Raw genomic sequence first — 14,770 nt, forward strand, 5'->3', positions numbered from 1 at the left:
CGTCGGGCTTGATGCTGCGGTGGCGGCCGAGTGCATCGGTCGCTCGAGGCGGGATCGTTCTGCAGAGAACGCCCCGCTTCAAGCCAGCGTCCGTCGCGTTTTAGGGGCCTTGGGAGCCGGTGTTTCCGGAGAGGCGGCAAACACGCGCGGCCGTCCGGGCGCGAGCCGCCAGGGCGGGTGTCGCGAGACGTGACGCGGCCCATGGCCGGTTGGGGTCGGGTGCCGGGTGTCTCCGGGCCAGGCCGGAAGGCGATGGACGACTCTCGGCGTCTGACTTCGCTAGCGGGCGACCATCTCTACGCGGCGATTCTCCGCGCGGCCATTGGCGTTGGCGTTGCTGGCCACAGGGGCGTAAGGACCCACGCCTTCGGCGGCAAGACGTCCCGCGGCCACATGAAAGCGACGGATCAGCGCCTGCATCACACTACGGGCGCGGGCTCGCGAGAGCGTCAGATTGTGCGCGAGCGCCCCGGTATCGTCCGTATGGCCGACGATGAACACCTTGAGCGCCGGCTGATGCTTGAGAAGCGTGGCCATTGCCGAGAGCGTGGGGTCGGAGGCGGCGGTCAGCGTGCTGCTGTCATGCGCGAAATGGATGCCGCGCAGGGCGATGTGCCCGGAGCTTGCCAGGCCGCGCCCCAGCGCGTCGGCGTCGACCGTCACTTCGCCGGTCTTCATGGCGGCATGCCGCACCGTCTGCAACAGGATGCCCGTTGGCTGACCCTGCTGATGACTGACCAGCAACACGCTGTCCATCACGCCGTCAGGCCGGGTCAGGCGCGCCGTCTCCACGTAGACGTCGCCGCCGCTGGCCAGCAGCGTGTCATTGCGCAGAATCTTGTACTGGAGCTTGCCGCTCAGGCGATCGGCCACAGGCGCGTAGATGGCTTTGGCGATGCCATAGGCGTTGCCGCACGTATCGTTGCCGTGGCACTGGAAGCGTGTGCGGAAGCCGGCCTGCTGCATGGCCTGATGGAAGTTGTGGAAGACCTCGAGCGCGGAGACGCCTGCCGGGGCGATGTAGGCGATGCGGCGCACTTCGCCTTGCGCCGGTTCCGAGCGCGACAGCGCATGCTGACGATAGGCGCCCAGCGGCAGGGTCACCGAGCCATAGTCTGCGGTTTGATAGCCGACGATGGTCGACCCGGCGAAGCGATGGATGATCTTGCTGTCCTGGCTTCCGGGCAGATCGCCGTGGATTGACGTGGCAGCGTGAGCGCTGGTCGACGTCAGCCATCCCGCGATCAAGAAAACGGCGGCGCAACGCGCGATAGCGATAGCGTTCATCGGACATCCTGTCGTGTGTGATGTAGGCAGTCTACGTATCACATGCACAAGAGGCATTTGCATCTTGGCGACAGCCTCGATATTTTTGCCAACAGGTCCCCAATTTGGGGATCAGACCTGTGCGTCTTCACGGAACTGTAGCCATCGCGCTGTAGGTTGGGAGTCGCCAGGTCCCTGGAGGGGGCCAGGTGAAACGTGATTCATGATGAATCGCACAGGGGGCGTTTCTGATTCAGTAGCTCGTCTCGCGAGGGGTTCGCGAGGCGTTTTGGAATCCAGTCACGCAATGGGGAAGCAAAAAATGAAACTGCACAGCGAACGCCGAAATGGAATCCGCGTCCGGCAGCGCGGTCAGGGCATGACCGAATACATCATCATCACCGCACTCATCGCCATCGCCGCCATCGGCGCCGTCACCTATTTCGGCCACACCGCGCGCGAGCAAGTCGGCGCCATGGCCCAGGAGCTTTCGGGCAACGACGGCACCACGCAGATGAGCAACGCCGGCAAGCAAGCCAAGAATGCCGCCGACGAGGGCGACGCCGAGAAGAACCTGGCCAACTACCACAGCGGTCCGAACTCGGGCACCTGAGGAGTTTCCTGGTCTGCACGGACTGAAGTGCTTCGGTCCGTGACGCGGGGAGGGTGCGGGTTACCGCTCCCTCCCACACGCCCAGGCATCGACGCCAACACCTCCGTCCTGCGTGACGGAGGCGTGGAGCGATTGTCTTCGGTCGTCTCCTGAGGCGCACGACGGCGCACCGCCGTCTGCGCTCAGGCCGGCCCTGGGCAAGATCAGCTCCACTGATCGGGGGATGCGGCATGCAGGTGGTAACGCACATGGGGAGCACGGCTCCCGCGGCGAAAACGAACAGGCTCGCGCGGCTGCCTCGCGGTTGCACGCGTGTACGTCTGCGCGTGCGCGGTCAAGCCTTCGTGCTCGGCATGATGGCGCTGCTGGTGCTGTGCGTCGGCGTGATCGTGCTGTTCAACACGGGGCAGTCCGTCAACACCAAGGTGCAGCTGGTGAACACGGCCGACGCGGCGGCCTACAGCGCCGCCGTGCAGCAGGCGCGCGCCTACAACCTGATGGCCTACATGAACCGCGCGACGGTGGCCAACGAAATCGCGATGGCGCAGATGGTCAGCTGGTATTCGTGGACCAACTTCGCCATCAGCGGCACCGCGCATCTGCGCGATGCGCTCATCGTGATCTCCATTCCGCTCGAATTCTTCGGCGTCGGCGAGGTGCTGGACGAAATCGCCGCCGACCTGCAGGAAGCCAAAAGCTATCTGGAAGAGGGCCGCAACCTCGAACAGAAACTCTTCGATTTCGCGGCCACGGTCGAGGCGTTCATGAACGGGACGTACGCGCGTTCGTCGCAGTTGATCGGCGACGCGGGTTCGGCCGATACCGTGAACCTGGCGACCAAGATCGTGAAGATGAACGATCCGAACGCCAGCATTCCGGCCTTCGGCATCGCCCTGCTGGGCAAGGACGCGGTCAGCGCCAGCGCCTTGCTGAAGGACGGCTACGTGCATCGCTACACGATCCCGCTGACCGGCGGACATGCCGACGCGGGCGCCAACCGCTTCCGCAACGTGGTGATGGAAGCGCGCGATCCGTTCTCGCGCGAACGCAACGGCAGCTTCCTGTTCGGGCTGTTCAAGAAGCGCGGCGGCACGGACCTGGTCGACTACCGCAACTGGGTCGGCCTGGACACGCTGAACTTTGAATTTCACTGTCCGATCTTTCTCTGCGGCGTGCACGGCTTTCCGCCGCACGGCAAGCATTTCGACATTCCGCTGGCGTGGGGCGGCGGCGCGGCCATCGACAAGCAGACACGCTCGTTCGCGTCGCTGGCGCGTCGCAATCCCGGCTGGGACGGTCCCTACGTCGGCGGCGATCCGGAGTACGCGACCAAGGGGCACTACGATCCTTATGCCGGCGCCATGGGCAACGGCGCGGCGAGCCGCGTGGTGCTCAGTAATCCGGCCGAGAACGGCAACCCGTGGATCAAGCCGATGGGCGGCGCGGCGCTGCAGAAGCTCGGCGGCACGGTGGGACTGCCGGACTACAACGACATCACCGACGACCACGCGACGGTGCCCTACCTCAATGGCGCCTCCGCATCCGACAACGGCGTCAGCAAGCTCGACGTCGGCCCGGTGTTCACCGTGCTGGTGGTGCAGAACATGGACACCGTCCACACCAGCGATCATCTGGACCATCTCGGCAACGACCCGGCCTCCGCGTCCAGCGGCGTGTTCGGCGGCGGTCCGGATTTCCGCGTCAAGGATCAGACCGTGTCCGACCAGCTTTCGGCGCTGGGTTCGGCGCAGGTCTACTTCAGTCGTTCCCGATCCCTGTTCCCGAGTCCGGTCGATCCGCGGCGGGAGCTGGGCAGTCTCTTCAGTCCGTACTGGCAGGCGCGTCTGATCGACACGCCCTGCGACGTGCGGCAGGCGGTGGCGATACGGCACGGCATGGTTTCGCCGTGCAAGCCGACGCTCTAGCTCGACGATGCCGGCGGTCTTCCCGAAAGCCCGGCGGCATCGATGGTTCTTTCGCACGATGAAAAGGTTCATGAACATGCAGTACATCCGTTTTCCATTCGATGCTCTTCGCACTTCCGCGCACGCCATGCCGGCGCGCCGTCTGCGTCGCAGCCTGCTGGCGCTGACCCTGTTGCCCATGGCGGCGTGTTCGGCGGGGCATGGCGGTGCGAGCGGTTCGGGCAGCGCGGCCGAAGTCGGCACGCTGCACTACAGCGGCGACTACAGCGGGACGATCGCGTTCAAGGATTCGGACTGCGTCGTCATCGACGGCCATCTGATGGCGCTCAACGCACCGCGTTGGAAGAACGGGGTTCCCGCCTCGCAAGGCACGCAGATCGGCGTCACGCTGGAGAAGAACGGCGCGCCGACGGAGTTCAACTTCCAGCTCGACGAGGGCGCCGCCCAGAACACGTTTGCCACGACGAACCAGGCCCGACCCATCCAAGGGATCCATGTGCGCAAGGCCGACGGATCGTGGGAGGTCGTGTTCGACGGCTTTCGCGTGGCTGGCACGAACTGGCTGCAGACCATGGATTCGAGCAAGACGAAGTGGGTGACCTTGAAGGGCGAACTGCATTGCACGCACGTGAAGTAAGGACGGAACAGCGGCAAGCCGCGACCGATTGAGGCGTCGCGGCAGCGAACGAGGAAGAACCACGCGGAGACGTTCGAGCGCAGCAAGGAAGAAGGCATCGCAGGAGTGATGCCGCAGATGGCATCGGGGGACAGTGATGGAACGAGCGGTAACGCAAAGGCCGGCCAGGCGAGGGAATCCGCGGGCACGGCAACAGGGACAGAGTCTGGCGGGCATGGCCGTGATGCTGACCGTGCTGGTGCCGCTGGCGATGGGCGTGGCCTTGCTGGGCCAGTACATCCATGTGCGCCAGGAGACCCAGGCCGCGGCACGCGAGGCGGCCTGGAGCGCCGCGGCGTCGGCCGCGCTCGCGCAGTCCGGTCTGCCGGACAAGGACGCCGTGCAGACGCAGCTGCGCAGCCGGCGCTTCACGCTGGCCGACGCCTCCATCCGCTCTGACGCGCAGGCGCCGGACGCCTTCGCCGATCCCATGCTGACCACGCCGGCGGAGCGCGCGCTGCTGAAGCCCGAGGACATGACGCTCACGGTGTATCAGCAGGGCAAGCCGCCGAGCTATCTGGACAAGATCGTGGACGGCATCGGAAGCGTGACCTCGCGATTCGGCCTGGGCAACAGCCTGCCGCCGAACAGGCAGGGGCTGGTGACGGCCGAAGTGCACGCGAACACCGAGCAGGTGCTCGGGCGCAACGGCGCGGTCCTGTCGTTCCTGGGCCCCGTTGCCTCCGACCGGCTGGACTTCAGCGCCAAGACCGTGCTGCTGGTCGACAGCTGGGACGCGGCCGGCGGCGGCGAGACGCGCGACGGCCGGTCGGCCTCCAGTGCGTACCAGAACCGCACGGTGCGCGCGGTGATCAAGCCGCTGGTGCCCACGACCTGGTTCGGCGGCACGCTGTCGAGCGTGCTGGGCACGGCGGCCGGCATCCTGGGGTGGATTCCGATCATCGGTCCGGGCCTGAAGCATTTTGAATTCGGTCGCACGGCGCCGGACGTCGTGCCCGCCGACAAACTGGTGCCCTACAAAGATGTCCACTAGGCGCGCACTGGCCATCGCGATGCTGTGCGCGACGCCCGCCGCCGCGTGGGCGCTCTCGTGGCCGCAGGTTCCGCTGCCCGACGGCACGCGGACTGCGTATGTCGATCGTCACATCGTCTACAACGGTCTGGACATGCAGGCGCAAGTTTTCCGCTCGTCGGAGAAGCCCGACGCGCTGATCGCGTTCTACCGCCGGCGCTGGGGCGACAAGGTGGTGGTCAACCGGCTGGGTGCCTACCAGGTGGTCGGGCACATGCAGGGCGACTACTTCATGACGATCCAGCTGCGCGGACTGGGCAGCGGCAGCGAGGGCCGCATCGGCATCGTCGACGTGGTGCATGTGCCCAAGCATCCGGTGTTGGGCAAGGGCCTGCCGATCCCGATAGGCAGCAAGGTCTTCAACGACATTCGCTACCCCGACGATCCGATTCCGGCGCGCACCGTCGCCATGCGCAACGCCTTCTCGCCGCGCCAGAACGACAGCTATTTCCGTGAACACCTCGAAGCCGACCACTGGAAGCCGGACGGTCGAAGCCAATGCGACGACCGCCGCTGCACCGCGCGCTACGCCCGCGGCGACAGCCGAATGCTGGTGGTGAGCCTGCGCGGCGACGACGGCTATTCGCAGGTCGTTCTGAACATGCAGACACCGTAGGGAGACGCCATGCCTGCCGCACATGCCATCACCGGACCAAGGCCACGGCCGCGCGCGACACAGCGCGGCGGCGCCCTGGTCGAGTACGCGCTGGTGCTGGGCGTACTGCTGCTCGCCCTGCTGGTCGGCACCGGCGGTCAGCAGGCGCCCCTGACCCAACTGCTGGATGCGCTGCGCAACGCGTACACCAGCTTCGTCTACGCACTTTCCATTTCCTGGTTCTAGTCGGAAGCCGACATCGACATGGCAAAAATCAATCGCAATTTCATCTTCCTGGGCGTGGCCGTGCTGCTGGGCGTGCTCGCCAGTCTGCTCGCCGTGCATTACGTGAACACGCAGGTCGCCAAGCGCACGCATACCGCCCCGCAGCAGACCGTGAAAGTGGTGGTGCCGGTGCGCGATCTGGCCAAGGGCGACACCCTGACCGCGCGCGACGTGGCGGCCCGCGACGTGCCGGCCGATTTCGTGCCGGCCGACGCGGTCACGCCGTCGGACTATCACGCCTATCTGGGCCAGGTGTTGCGCGCGCCGCTGCAGCATGGCGCGCCGATTCCGGCCAGCGCGGTGGAGCGGCTGAGCGATCACTTCTCCAACATCATCGGCCGCGGCAAGGTGGCGTACACGATCCAGGTCGACGACACCAATTCGATTTCCGGACTGATCACGCCCGGCGATCACATCGACTTGATGCTGCTGACGTCCAGCAACGGCAATGACCGTATCCGCCCGCTGCTGGGCGACGTGCTGGTGCTGGCCACGGGGCAGCATGCCAAGGGCGTACGCGGCGCCAGCGAGGACGATCACTACTCCAATCTCACGCTGGAGCTGGCGCCGGAAGAGGCCCAGCGTATCGGTATCGCGCGCAAGGTCGGCGCCCTGCGCGTGATGTTGCGCCGGCCGGGCAGCGACGCGCCGTTCAATCTCAAGTTGCTGAGCAAGGCCGACCTGCTGCGCATGCAGCGCCGCGGAAGCGGCAGCGGGATCCAATTCATCATCGGGGGGAATGGTTAATTCATGGACGTTAGCAAGGCATACCGACGCGGTCTGGCGATCGCGCTGCTGGGGTGGCTCGTAGTAGCGGTGCAGCCAAGCGCGGCGGCGCAGGCAGACACGGACGCCGGCCAGACACCCGTCATTTCCGACCAGGTCACGATGTACCAGGGGCAGGCGCTGGTGCGCATGGCGCCCGGTCCGCTGCGGCGCGTGGCGGTGGGCGACGGCAAGCTGATCGAGGTGCGTACCATCGGTCACCGCGAACTGGTCCTGATCGCCAACAAGCGCGGCGACACTTCGCTGCAATTGTGGATGCGCGATGGCAGCCAGCGCAGCGTCGCGGTGCATGTCGGTCTCGGCAATGCCGGGCAGACCGCCGTGCTGGTGCGCAAGCTGCTCGGCGAGGATTCGGACATCTCGGTCAACAGCATCGCCGGCAAGGTGGTGCTGACCGGCAGCAATCTCTCGCAGGTCGACATGGCGCATGTGGCGGCGATCAAAAAGATGTATCCGCAGGTACTGGATTTCACCACGGCCAACGCGGTGCAGATGAAGCCGATGGTGATGATGAAGGTGCGCATCATGGAGTTCCGCAAGAACGCCATGAACCAGATCGGCATCAAATGGGATTCGGTGATCGACGGCCCGTCCGGCGGTCTCGTGCACGACTGGAAAACCAACGCGATGTACCGCATGACGCCGTCGACGTTCTCTGGCATCGACGGCGCGGGCAAGGCCGTGTCCCTGCCGCTGCAGGTGTCCGGCACGGCGGCGTACTTCGGCATCGCCACCTCGATCGCATCGAAGATCAACCTGATGATGCAGACCGGCAACGCCTGGGAACTGGCCGAGCCACAACTGGCCGCGCGCAGCGGCGGCGTGGCCGATTTCCTGGTCGGCGGCGAGGTGCCGATTCCGGTCGATCAGGGACTCGGCTCGACGTCCGTGCAGTACAAGAATTACGGCATCAAGTTGCACATCGAGCCGGTGGTGAACAGCGCGGGCGACATCTCGGCCGATCTGGAAACCGAGATCAGCCGCATCGATCCCAGTGTCACGGTCAACGGCTACCCCGGCTTCATCACGCGGCGCGCCACGGCGCAGGTCAACGTGCACACGGGGCAGACCATCGTGATCTCCGGACTGGTCGACGCCAACGCCGCCAAGTCCTTCGACAAGGTGCCGGGTCTGGGGCAGATCCCGATCCTCGGCGCGTTGTTCCGTTCGCGCGACTTCCAGGCCAATCGCACCGACCTGGTCATCTTCGTGACGCCGTTGGTGGTCAATCCGGACTCGCCGGAGAACAAGAAGATGATCGACAAGAGCAATCGTCTGCGCGACGACTTCCGCAAGACCATCGGCAGCGACATCGTCGAGTGAGGTAGCCACGTGTTTGAAGTTCTGATCGAAACCAAGAATCGCACGCCGCGTCAGGTGCGCTGTCTGAACGAGGTCTGCGGCGTCGGCCGCGGCGAGGACAACCTGGTCGTGCTGCAAGGCTGGAACATCGCCCGCGAACACGCGGTGTTCGAGTTCCGCCACGACGGCGTGTTCATCCAGGTGCTGGGCGGTCGCGCCTCGGTGGCGGTGAACGGCTCGCGCGTGGATGACGAATACGGTCCGCTGCATCGCGAGGACGTGGTCAGCATCGGCGCCTACCAGCTGCGCGTGCTGCTCGACCGCGCGGTCGACACGGAGACGGTGACGGCGCCGAAGCAGGCCGCCAACCACGCGCAGGCCGACGAGGCCGTGCCTTCGCCGGCGCCGACCGCGCGGACATCGACCGCGCACACCCAGCGCAGTGCTGAGTCGTCGACGCCGCAGGCGGGCGCGCACGGCAAGCCCGGTCTGCCCGTGGTGCGCGTCGACAAGGACATGCTCGAATGGCGCACCCAGGTGCACAAGTCGCTGGTGCGGCAGATGGACCTGCGCCGCGTGGACGTACGCGGCATGAGCGACAGCGACCTGCGCGACAAGACCTCCGCGCTGATCAAGGACATCATCGAGAACGAGTTCGCCGACCGCCTGCCGAAGACGATCAACCGTCGCCGTCTGGCCAAGGAAGTGCTGGACGAGGCGATCGGTCTGGGGCCGCTGGAAGATCTGCTGGACGACGACAGCGTGACCGAGATCATGGTCAATCGCGAGGACGAGATCTTCATCGAGCGCGACGGCCGCATCGAGACTTCGCCGGTGACCTTCACCAGCGCCAAGGCGGTGCTGGCCGCCATCGAGCGCATCGTCGCGCCGCTGGGTCGCCGCATCGACGAAAGCTCGCCGATGGTCGACGCGCGCCTGGCCGACGGTTCGCGCGTGAATGCGGTGATTCCGCCGGTGGCGCTGCGCGGCCCCAGCGTCACCATCCGAAAATTCAGCAAGCGCAAGCTGACCGGCGACGACCTGCTCACGTACGGATCGATCAGCGAGGAAATGCTGGAGTTCGTGCACATGGCGGTGCGCGAGCGCAAGAACATCATCGTCACCGGCGGCACCGGCTCGGGCAAGACCACGCTGCTCAACATCCTGTCCAACGCGATTCCCGACGACGAGCGCATCGTCACCATCGAGGACGCCGCCGAACTCAAGCTCAACCAGCCCAATCTGGTGTCGATGGAGTCGCGTCCGGCGAATCTGGAAGGCAAGGGCGAGATCGCCATCCGCGACCTGGTGCGCAACGCCCTGCGCATGCGTCCGGACCGCATCGTGGTCGGCGAGTGCCGCGGCGGTGAGGCGCTGGACATGCTGCAGGCGATGAACACCGGTCACGAGGGATCGCTGACCACGGCCCACGCCAACTCGCCGCGCGACGCGCTGTCGCGCCTGGAGGTGATGGTGCTGATGTCGAGCATGGACCTGCCGGTGTCGGTGGTGCGCGAGCAGATCGCCTCGGCGGCGGACCTGATCGTGCACCAGCGGCGCTTCCCGTGCGGTTCGCGCAAGGTCACCTGCATCTGCGAGATCACCGGCATCGAGAGCGGCACCATCCAGACCCAGGACATCTTCCGCTTCGAGGCGCGCGATCAGGGCGGTCCCAACGGCCGGGTGCGCGGACAGTTCCTCGCCACCGGCGCGGTGCCGGAGTTCTACGAGGAACTGGCCAATCGCGGCGTGCCGGTCGATCTGTCGATCTTCAAGCCGCAGGGAGACACGGCATGAGCGCGGCCCTGCTGCCGATCGTCCTGACGGTGTTCCTGTGCGTGAGCCTGGTGGGCTTTCTCGCCCTGCGCAGCTCCACCGTGTTCTGGGGTCGCTACCGCGAGACGTTCACCGAGCAGGCGCGGTTCAACCTCGCCGACCTGTTCCTGTTCATGGACACGCGCAACCTGTTTCGCGTCAACGCGATTGCGCTGGTCGCGATTCCGCTGTTGCTGTGGTCGCTGACGGACAATCCGCTGATTGCCGGCGTGGCGCTGGTGCTGTTGTTCATCCTGCCGAAGAAGATCTACCGCTGGCTGCGTCAGCGCCGCATCGACAAGGTGCAGCAGCAGCTGCCCGACAGCCTGATGATGATGGCCGGCAGCATGCGCGCCGGTCTCGGTCTGACGGCGTCGCTGGAGAGCATCGCCCATGACGTCGATCCGCCGCTGTCGCAGGAATTCGCGCTGATCCTGCGTCAGCAGCGCATGGGCGTGAAGCTGGACGAATCGCTACAGCACTTCAACGAGCGCGTGCCGATCCAGGACGTCGGCCTGTTCGTGTCGGCGGTGAACATCTCGCGCGAAGTCGGCGGCAACCTCGCCGACATCATGGCCTCGCTCGCCGACACGCTGCGGCGGCGACTCATCATGGAGAACAAGGTCCGCTCGCTGACCGCGCAGGGGCGCCTGCAGGGCATCGTCATGGCGATGATGCCGGTGGCCCTGATCGCCTTCCTCACTTTCGCCTACCCCGACACCATGCGCGCGATGTACCACACGCCGCTGGGCTGGGTGGTGTTCGCGATCGCCGCGGTCATGGAATACCTCGGCTACCGCATGTGCCGCAAGATCATGAGTATCGACATTTGAACGCGATGATCCTCATTCTGGCGCTCGCCGCCGCCGGCTGCATCGGCCTGGCGTTCTGGGCGCTGTACGGCTTCATCCGCGAAGTGCCGGAGGCTGACCGCCACTATCAGGACCCGCTGCCGTTCGGCCTGCGCATGATCTGGCCGTTCGTGAACGTGGCGACCTTCGTGCTCGGTCCGCGCCTGACGCCCGACAAGCTCGAACGCGCGCATCGCGACCTGCAGACCGCGGGGCAGGATTTCGTGCTCAGCCCGGAACAGCTGTACGGGCTGCGCGTGGTCGGCGCGGGACTGGCGGCCGCGTTCTTCTGGATCGTGTTGCTGATGCTGAAGAAGGGCGGCGTCGAGCTGTACGCCATCGCCACGCTGTTCGGCGCGGTGGTCGGCTGGCTGTATCCGTCGCTGTGGCTGGGCGAGCGCCGCAAGCGTCGACGCCGACGCGTCATCAAGGACCTGCCGACCTTTCTCGACTTCATCACCATGTCGGTGGAAGCCGGACTCAACATCAACGGCGGCATCGAGCAGGCCACGCGCAAGGGGCCGAGCGGTCCGCTGTCGCAGGAGCTGATGCGCTTCCTGCGCGACGTGCGTTCGGGCCTGCCGCGCGCGGAGGCGCTCACGCGCATGGCCGAGCGCATGGAGATGTCGCAGATCTCCAGCCTGACCAGCGCGCTGATCCAGGCCGACCGCGTCGGCGCCAGCCTCGGCGCGACGTTGCGCGCGCAGGCGGCGCAGCGTCGCGAGGAGCGTTTCCTGCATGCGGAGAAGCTGGCGCTGGAAGCGCCGGTGAAGATGATGCTGCCGCTGGTGATGTTCTTCTTCCCGCTGATCTTCCTGGTGCTGGGCTACTTCATCTTCCTGCGCATGAAGCAGGAGGGCATCCTGTGAGGTGCGGACGCATCCAGCGCGACGAGCGCGTGCTCGTGCCGCAGGTCTGGCGCGCCGAGCGCCCGTGGAGCCGCATGCGCGGCCTGCTCGGTCGTCCGCCGCTGCAGGATCGCGCACGGCAGGCGTTGTGGCTGACGCCATGCGGCAGCGTGCACACCGTCGGCATGCGCTATCCCCTGGACATCGTCTTTCTCGACCGCGACGGGCGCGTGCTGGCCACGCACGAACGCCTGCGCCCGGGTCGGTTCCGTGTCTGTCGCGGCGCGCGGCACACCGTGGAGCTGGCGCCGGGGGGCCTCGCGCTTCTGCAACCGCAACCCGGAGAGGTGTGGCAATGGCTCATGCAATGAACGCGCTTCGCCTCGGCGGCGCGGTATTCGTCATGGCGCTGGTGAGCGCCTGCGCGTCGACGCCGCACCGCGCGCTGGCGCAGGAGACGCAGCTGCAGCGACAGGCGGCGACAGCCTACGCGCAGGGCGATCTGGGCACTGCGCTGACCGCTTATCGGCAACTGGCCGACGACATGCCCGACGACACGCAGAGCTGGTTCCGTCTCGGCAACGTCTACGCGCGGCTGAACCAGCCGGAGGCGGCGATGAAGGCCTATCGGCACGTGCTGCAGCGCGACCCGAACAACGCCAAGGCCTGGCACAACCTGGGTGTCGTTTACCTGCACCAGTCCGCGGCGGCCTTCGTGGAAAGCGCGCGGACTTCCGATCACGACGCAGCCCTGCGCACGCAGAGCATGCACATGGCCACACAGTTGGAGGACCTCGCGGGCGACGGCGCGGCGAACGGCAGCGCCGCGGATCCGGTGCCCGCTCCGGCGCGTGCGACTTCGCAAGCAGGGCATCCGGCCGAGGGAGCAGGGCCATGATGTACACCTTCGCAAGATCGCGGCAGCGCGGACAGAGTCTGGTCGAGGCGATCGTGGTGATCCCCGTGTTCGGCGCGGTGATCCTCGGCATGCTGCAGGCGGTGCTGTTCTATCGCGCCAAGTCCGTGGTCGACTACGCCGCACTGCAGGCGGCGCGCAGCGGCGCGACCCACTTCGCGCAGCCCGCCGCGCTGAAGCAGGGGCTGGTGCGCGGTCTGCTGCCGCTGTACACGCACGACACCAAGGCCACGGCGTTGCTGAAGGCCTACCTGGTGGCGCAGGCGGACATCGCCACCGGCGCGGCCAAGATCCAGGTCATCAGTCCGGACAAGGCGATGTTCGACGCCTGGAAGGAAAAGCAGTACGACGGCGTCGAGGGCATCCCCAACGACAGCCTCGCCTTTCGCGGCAGCCAGACCAAGGCCGGCGTGACGGTACAGGACGCCAACCTGCTGAAGATCCGGGTCCGCTACGACTATCCGATGATCGTGCCGGTGATCGACCGTCTGCTCGCCGCGATGAACATCGCCAGGCTCGATCCGGTGCGCTCGCTGGCGCAGGGACACAAGGTCTACAGCCTGCCCATCGTCACCCAGGCCATCGTGCGCATGCAGACGCCGATTCGCGATGTGAATCTGCTGCCGGACGCGGCCAGCGGCAGCGGCGGTGGCACGGGCGGTGCGGGTGGAGGTACAGGCGGCGGCACCGGAAGTGGCGGTTCCGGCGGTGGGGGAAGCACGGGTGGCGGTTCCGGCGGCGGCGATGGCGGCGGCACGCCGCCCGATCACGTCTGCGTCTGAATCCGGAGACGAGGGAGATCACGGACGATGCGGTACAAACACGTAACAAGGACATGGATGGCGGCGCTCTGCATGGCGGTCGGCGTTTTGCTGGCCTCCGCGACCGCACGGGCGCAGTCGTTGCCGGACTACCATGCGGGCGCCACGCAGCAGGCCGTGCCCAACCCGTTTCTCACGACACCCTCGAACGGCTCGTTGCCGCCGTGTCCGCATATCTGCCTGCTGGTGCCCGACGGCGAAAGCGCGGACGACGCCATCGCCCAGTTCGAGCAGCAAAATCACTGCCAGGTGACCGCGGACGACACGGGTGCGAGCGACGACGCGAAGAAGTGCACCGTGAAGTGGCGCGAGAGCGAGGACTTCCTGCGCGTCAGCGAGGGCGCCCTGGTCACCAAGGGCTATGTGCCGGTCTACACCCATGACGTGAAGAAGAACGGCAAGATCATCCACAAGAAAGGCGACGTGATCGGCGCCAGCGGCGTCACCATCAGTACCGGCGTGGACCTGGGGCAGCAGAGCGAGTCGGGCACGCGCAGCCTGATCGATCGCTACATCAAGGACAAGGGCAACCCCGACAAGGTCGACGTCGATGCGCTGATGAAAAAGCTGCATCCGTACTTCGGCAAGAAGAAGCAGGATGCGCTCGATGCGCTGAACAAGCAGTCGCTGACCGTGACCAACAGCGAAGCGCGCCTTCTGGAGCAGGCCTTCGGCTACGACACGCAGCGTCGCGTCGCCAGCCAGTTCGACAAGAACAACACCCAGAACATGACGTTCCAGAAGCTGCCGGAAGAGGCGCAGACCGTCATCATCGACTTCGCCTACCAGTACGGTCTGAGCGATTCCAAGGGCACCGTGCGCACCACGTTCTGGAACGATGTCTATGCGGGCGACTGGCAGAAACTGGCGACCTGGTTGAAGAGCAAGCCCGATCCCTACAAGAGTCGCCGCAAGCGCGAGGGCGACCGCTTGCAGAGCGGTATCGACGACGGCAACCTGCCCAAGAGCGGCGACCCCTGCGCTTCCACCACCGGCGGCACCGGCGGCGGAAGCGGATCCACCCCTTAGAACGGTACG

Annotated in this window: 16 protein-coding genes; 15 read left to right on the plus strand and 1 reads right to left on the minus strand. The window is 66.2% G+C overall.

All coding sequences use genetic code 11. The annotated features are described in order from the left end of the window. Positions 1-279: 279 nt before the first annotated feature. On the minus strand, positions 280-1,287 hold the full coding sequence (locus tag LF63_RS01650; RefSeq protein ID WP_043099182.1) for an OmpA family protein: 1,008 nt from the start codon (positions 1,285-1,287) through the stop codon (positions 280-282). Positions 1,288-1,645: 358 nt separating this feature from the next. Here LF63_RS01650 and LF63_RS01655 point away from each other — a divergent pair, with 358 nt between their 5' ends. The 15 genes from LF63_RS01655 (at position 1,646) to LF63_RS01725 (ending at position 14,761) form a co-directional block, all read left to right on the plus strand. Next, entirely contained in the window at positions 1,646-1,879 is a 234-nt protein-coding gene (locus LF63_RS01655) for a pilus assembly protein (protein ID WP_244962445.1), read from the plus strand. A gap of 326 nt (positions 1,880-2,205) precedes the next feature. Next, complete coding sequence (locus LF63_RS01660) at positions 2,206-3,804, plus strand: pilus assembly protein TadG-related protein (RefSeq protein ID WP_043099185.1); 1,599 nt, start codon at positions 2,206-2,208, stop codon at positions 3,802-3,804. Between the two features lie 70 nt (positions 3,805-3,874). Next, a complete protein-coding gene (locus tag LF63_RS01665) occupies positions 3,875-4,441 on the plus strand; it encodes a hypothetical protein (RefSeq protein ID WP_043099186.1) in 567 nt (188 codons plus the stop codon). A gap of 136 nt (positions 4,442-4,577) precedes the next feature. Next, on the plus strand, positions 4,578-5,474 hold the full coding sequence (locus LF63_RS01670) for a TadE/TadG family type IV pilus assembly protein (protein WP_043099187.1): 897 nt from the start codon (positions 4,578-4,580) through the stop codon (positions 5,472-5,474). After that, complete coding sequence (locus LF63_RS01675; protein ID WP_043099188.1) at positions 5,464-6,129, plus strand: hypothetical protein; 666 nt, start codon at positions 5,464-5,466, stop codon at positions 6,127-6,129. Before LF63_RS01670 ends, LF63_RS01675 begins: the two co-directional genes overlap by 11 nt. Before the next feature lie 9 nt (positions 6,130-6,138). Continuing rightward, positions 6,139-6,354, plus strand: coding sequence for a hypothetical protein (locus LF63_RS01680; RefSeq protein WP_052394546.1), 216 nt, complete (start codon positions 6,139-6,141; stop codon positions 6,352-6,354). Positions 6,355-6,372: 18 nt separating this feature from the next. After that, a complete protein-coding gene (cpaB, locus tag LF63_RS01685; RefSeq protein ID WP_043099190.1) occupies positions 6,373-7,140 on the plus strand; it encodes a Flp pilus assembly protein CpaB in 768 nt (255 codons plus the stop codon). A gap of 3 nt (positions 7,141-7,143) precedes the next feature. Then, the gene (locus LF63_RS01690; protein WP_081945040.1) at positions 7,144-8,502 is read left to right on the plus strand and encodes a type II and III secretion system protein family protein; all 1,359 of its coding nucleotides are present in this window, start codon (positions 7,144-7,146) and stop codon (positions 8,500-8,502) included. A 9-nt stretch (positions 8,503-8,511) separates the two neighbouring features. Next, positions 8,512-10,278, plus strand: coding sequence for a TadA family conjugal transfer-associated ATPase (locus LF63_RS01695; RefSeq protein ID WP_043099191.1), 1,767 nt, complete (start codon positions 8,512-8,514; stop codon positions 10,276-10,278). Next, positions 10,275-11,129 (plus strand): type II secretion system F family protein, encoded by an 855-nt coding sequence (locus LF63_RS01700; protein WP_043099192.1) that lies wholly within the window; start codon positions 10,275-10,277, stop codon positions 11,127-11,129. Before LF63_RS01695 ends, LF63_RS01700 begins: the two co-directional genes overlap by 4 nt. A 5-nt stretch (positions 11,130-11,134) precedes the next feature. After that, a complete protein-coding gene (locus LF63_RS01705; RefSeq protein ID WP_043099193.1) occupies positions 11,135-12,016 on the plus strand; it encodes a type II secretion system F family protein in 882 nt (293 codons plus the stop codon). Then, positions 12,013-12,366, plus strand: a complete 354-nt coding sequence (locus tag LF63_RS01710) for a DUF192 domain-containing protein (protein ID WP_043099194.1) — start codon at positions 12,013-12,015, stop codon at positions 12,364-12,366. Before LF63_RS01705 ends, LF63_RS01710 begins: the two co-directional genes overlap by 4 nt. Next, complete coding sequence (locus tag LF63_RS15115) at positions 12,363-12,893, plus strand: tetratricopeptide repeat protein (protein ID WP_052394549.1); 531 nt, start codon at positions 12,363-12,365, stop codon at positions 12,891-12,893. Before LF63_RS01710 ends, LF63_RS15115 begins: the two co-directional genes overlap by 4 nt. Then, positions 12,890-13,693, plus strand: a complete 804-nt coding sequence (locus tag LF63_RS01720) for a TadE/TadG family type IV pilus assembly protein (RefSeq protein WP_043099195.1) — start codon at positions 12,890-12,892, stop codon at positions 13,691-13,693. The genes LF63_RS15115 and LF63_RS01720 overlap by 4 nt, the downstream gene beginning before the upstream one ends. Positions 13,694-13,750: 57 nt before the next feature. Beyond that, a complete protein-coding gene (locus LF63_RS01725; protein WP_043099196.1) occupies positions 13,751-14,761 on the plus strand; it encodes a pesticin C-terminus-like muramidase in 1,011 nt (336 codons plus the stop codon). The last annotated feature ends 9 nt before the right edge of the window (positions 14,762-14,770 follow it).

Origin of the sequence: Oleiagrimonas soli (genome assembly GCF_000761445.1) — a bacterium.
Classification (GTDB): Bacteria; Pseudomonadota; Gammaproteobacteria; order Xanthomonadales; family Rhodanobacteraceae; genus Oleiagrimonas; species Oleiagrimonas soli.

What these genes read in the sequence shown, in the direction of transcription:
- LF63_RS01675 (WP_043099188.1), top strand. Translation starts at nt 5,464, where the DNA reads ATGTCCACTAGGCGCGCACTGGCCATCGCGATGCTGTGCGCGACGCCC.
- LF63_RS01650 (WP_043099182.1), bottom strand. Translation starts at nt 1,287, where the DNA reads ATGAACGCTATCGCTATCGCGCGTTGCGCCGCCGTTTTCTTGATCGCG.
- LF63_RS01705 (WP_043099193.1), top strand. Translation starts at nt 11,135, where the DNA reads ATGATCCTCATTCTGGCGCTCGCCGCCGCCGGCTGCATCGGCCTGGCG.
- LF63_RS01700 (WP_043099192.1), top strand. Translation starts at nt 10,275, where the DNA reads ATGAGCGCGGCCCTGCTGCCGATCGTCCTGACGGTGTTCCTGTGCGTG.
- LF63_RS01655 (WP_244962445.1), top strand. Translation starts at nt 1,646, where the DNA reads ATGACCGAATACATCATCATCACCGCACTCATCGCCATCGCCGCCATC.
- LF63_RS01690 (WP_081945040.1), top strand. Translation starts at nt 7,144, where the DNA reads ATGGACGTTAGCAAGGCATACCGACGCGGTCTGGCGATCGCGCTGCTG.
- LF63_RS01670 (WP_043099187.1), top strand. Translation starts at nt 4,578, where the DNA reads ATGGAACGAGCGGTAACGCAAAGGCCGGCCAGGCGAGGGAATCCGCGG.
- LF63_RS15115 (WP_052394549.1), top strand. Translation starts at nt 12,363, where the DNA reads ATGAACGCGCTTCGCCTCGGCGGCGCGGTATTCGTCATGGCGCTGGTG.
- LF63_RS01680 (WP_052394546.1), top strand. Translation starts at nt 6,139, where the DNA reads ATGCCTGCCGCACATGCCATCACCGGACCAAGGCCACGGCCGCGCGCG.
- LF63_RS01665 (WP_043099186.1), top strand. Translation starts at nt 3,875, where the DNA reads ATGAACATGCAGTACATCCGTTTTCCATTCGATGCTCTTCGCACTTCC.
- LF63_RS01720 (WP_043099195.1), top strand. Translation starts at nt 12,890, where the DNA reads ATGATGTACACCTTCGCAAGATCGCGGCAGCGCGGACAGAGTCTGGTC.
- cpaB (WP_043099190.1), top strand. Translation starts at nt 6,373, where the DNA reads ATGGCAAAAATCAATCGCAATTTCATCTTCCTGGGCGTGGCCGTGCTG.
- LF63_RS01725 (WP_043099196.1), top strand. Translation starts at nt 13,751, where the DNA reads ATGGCGGCGCTCTGCATGGCGGTCGGCGTTTTGCTGGCCTCCGCGACC.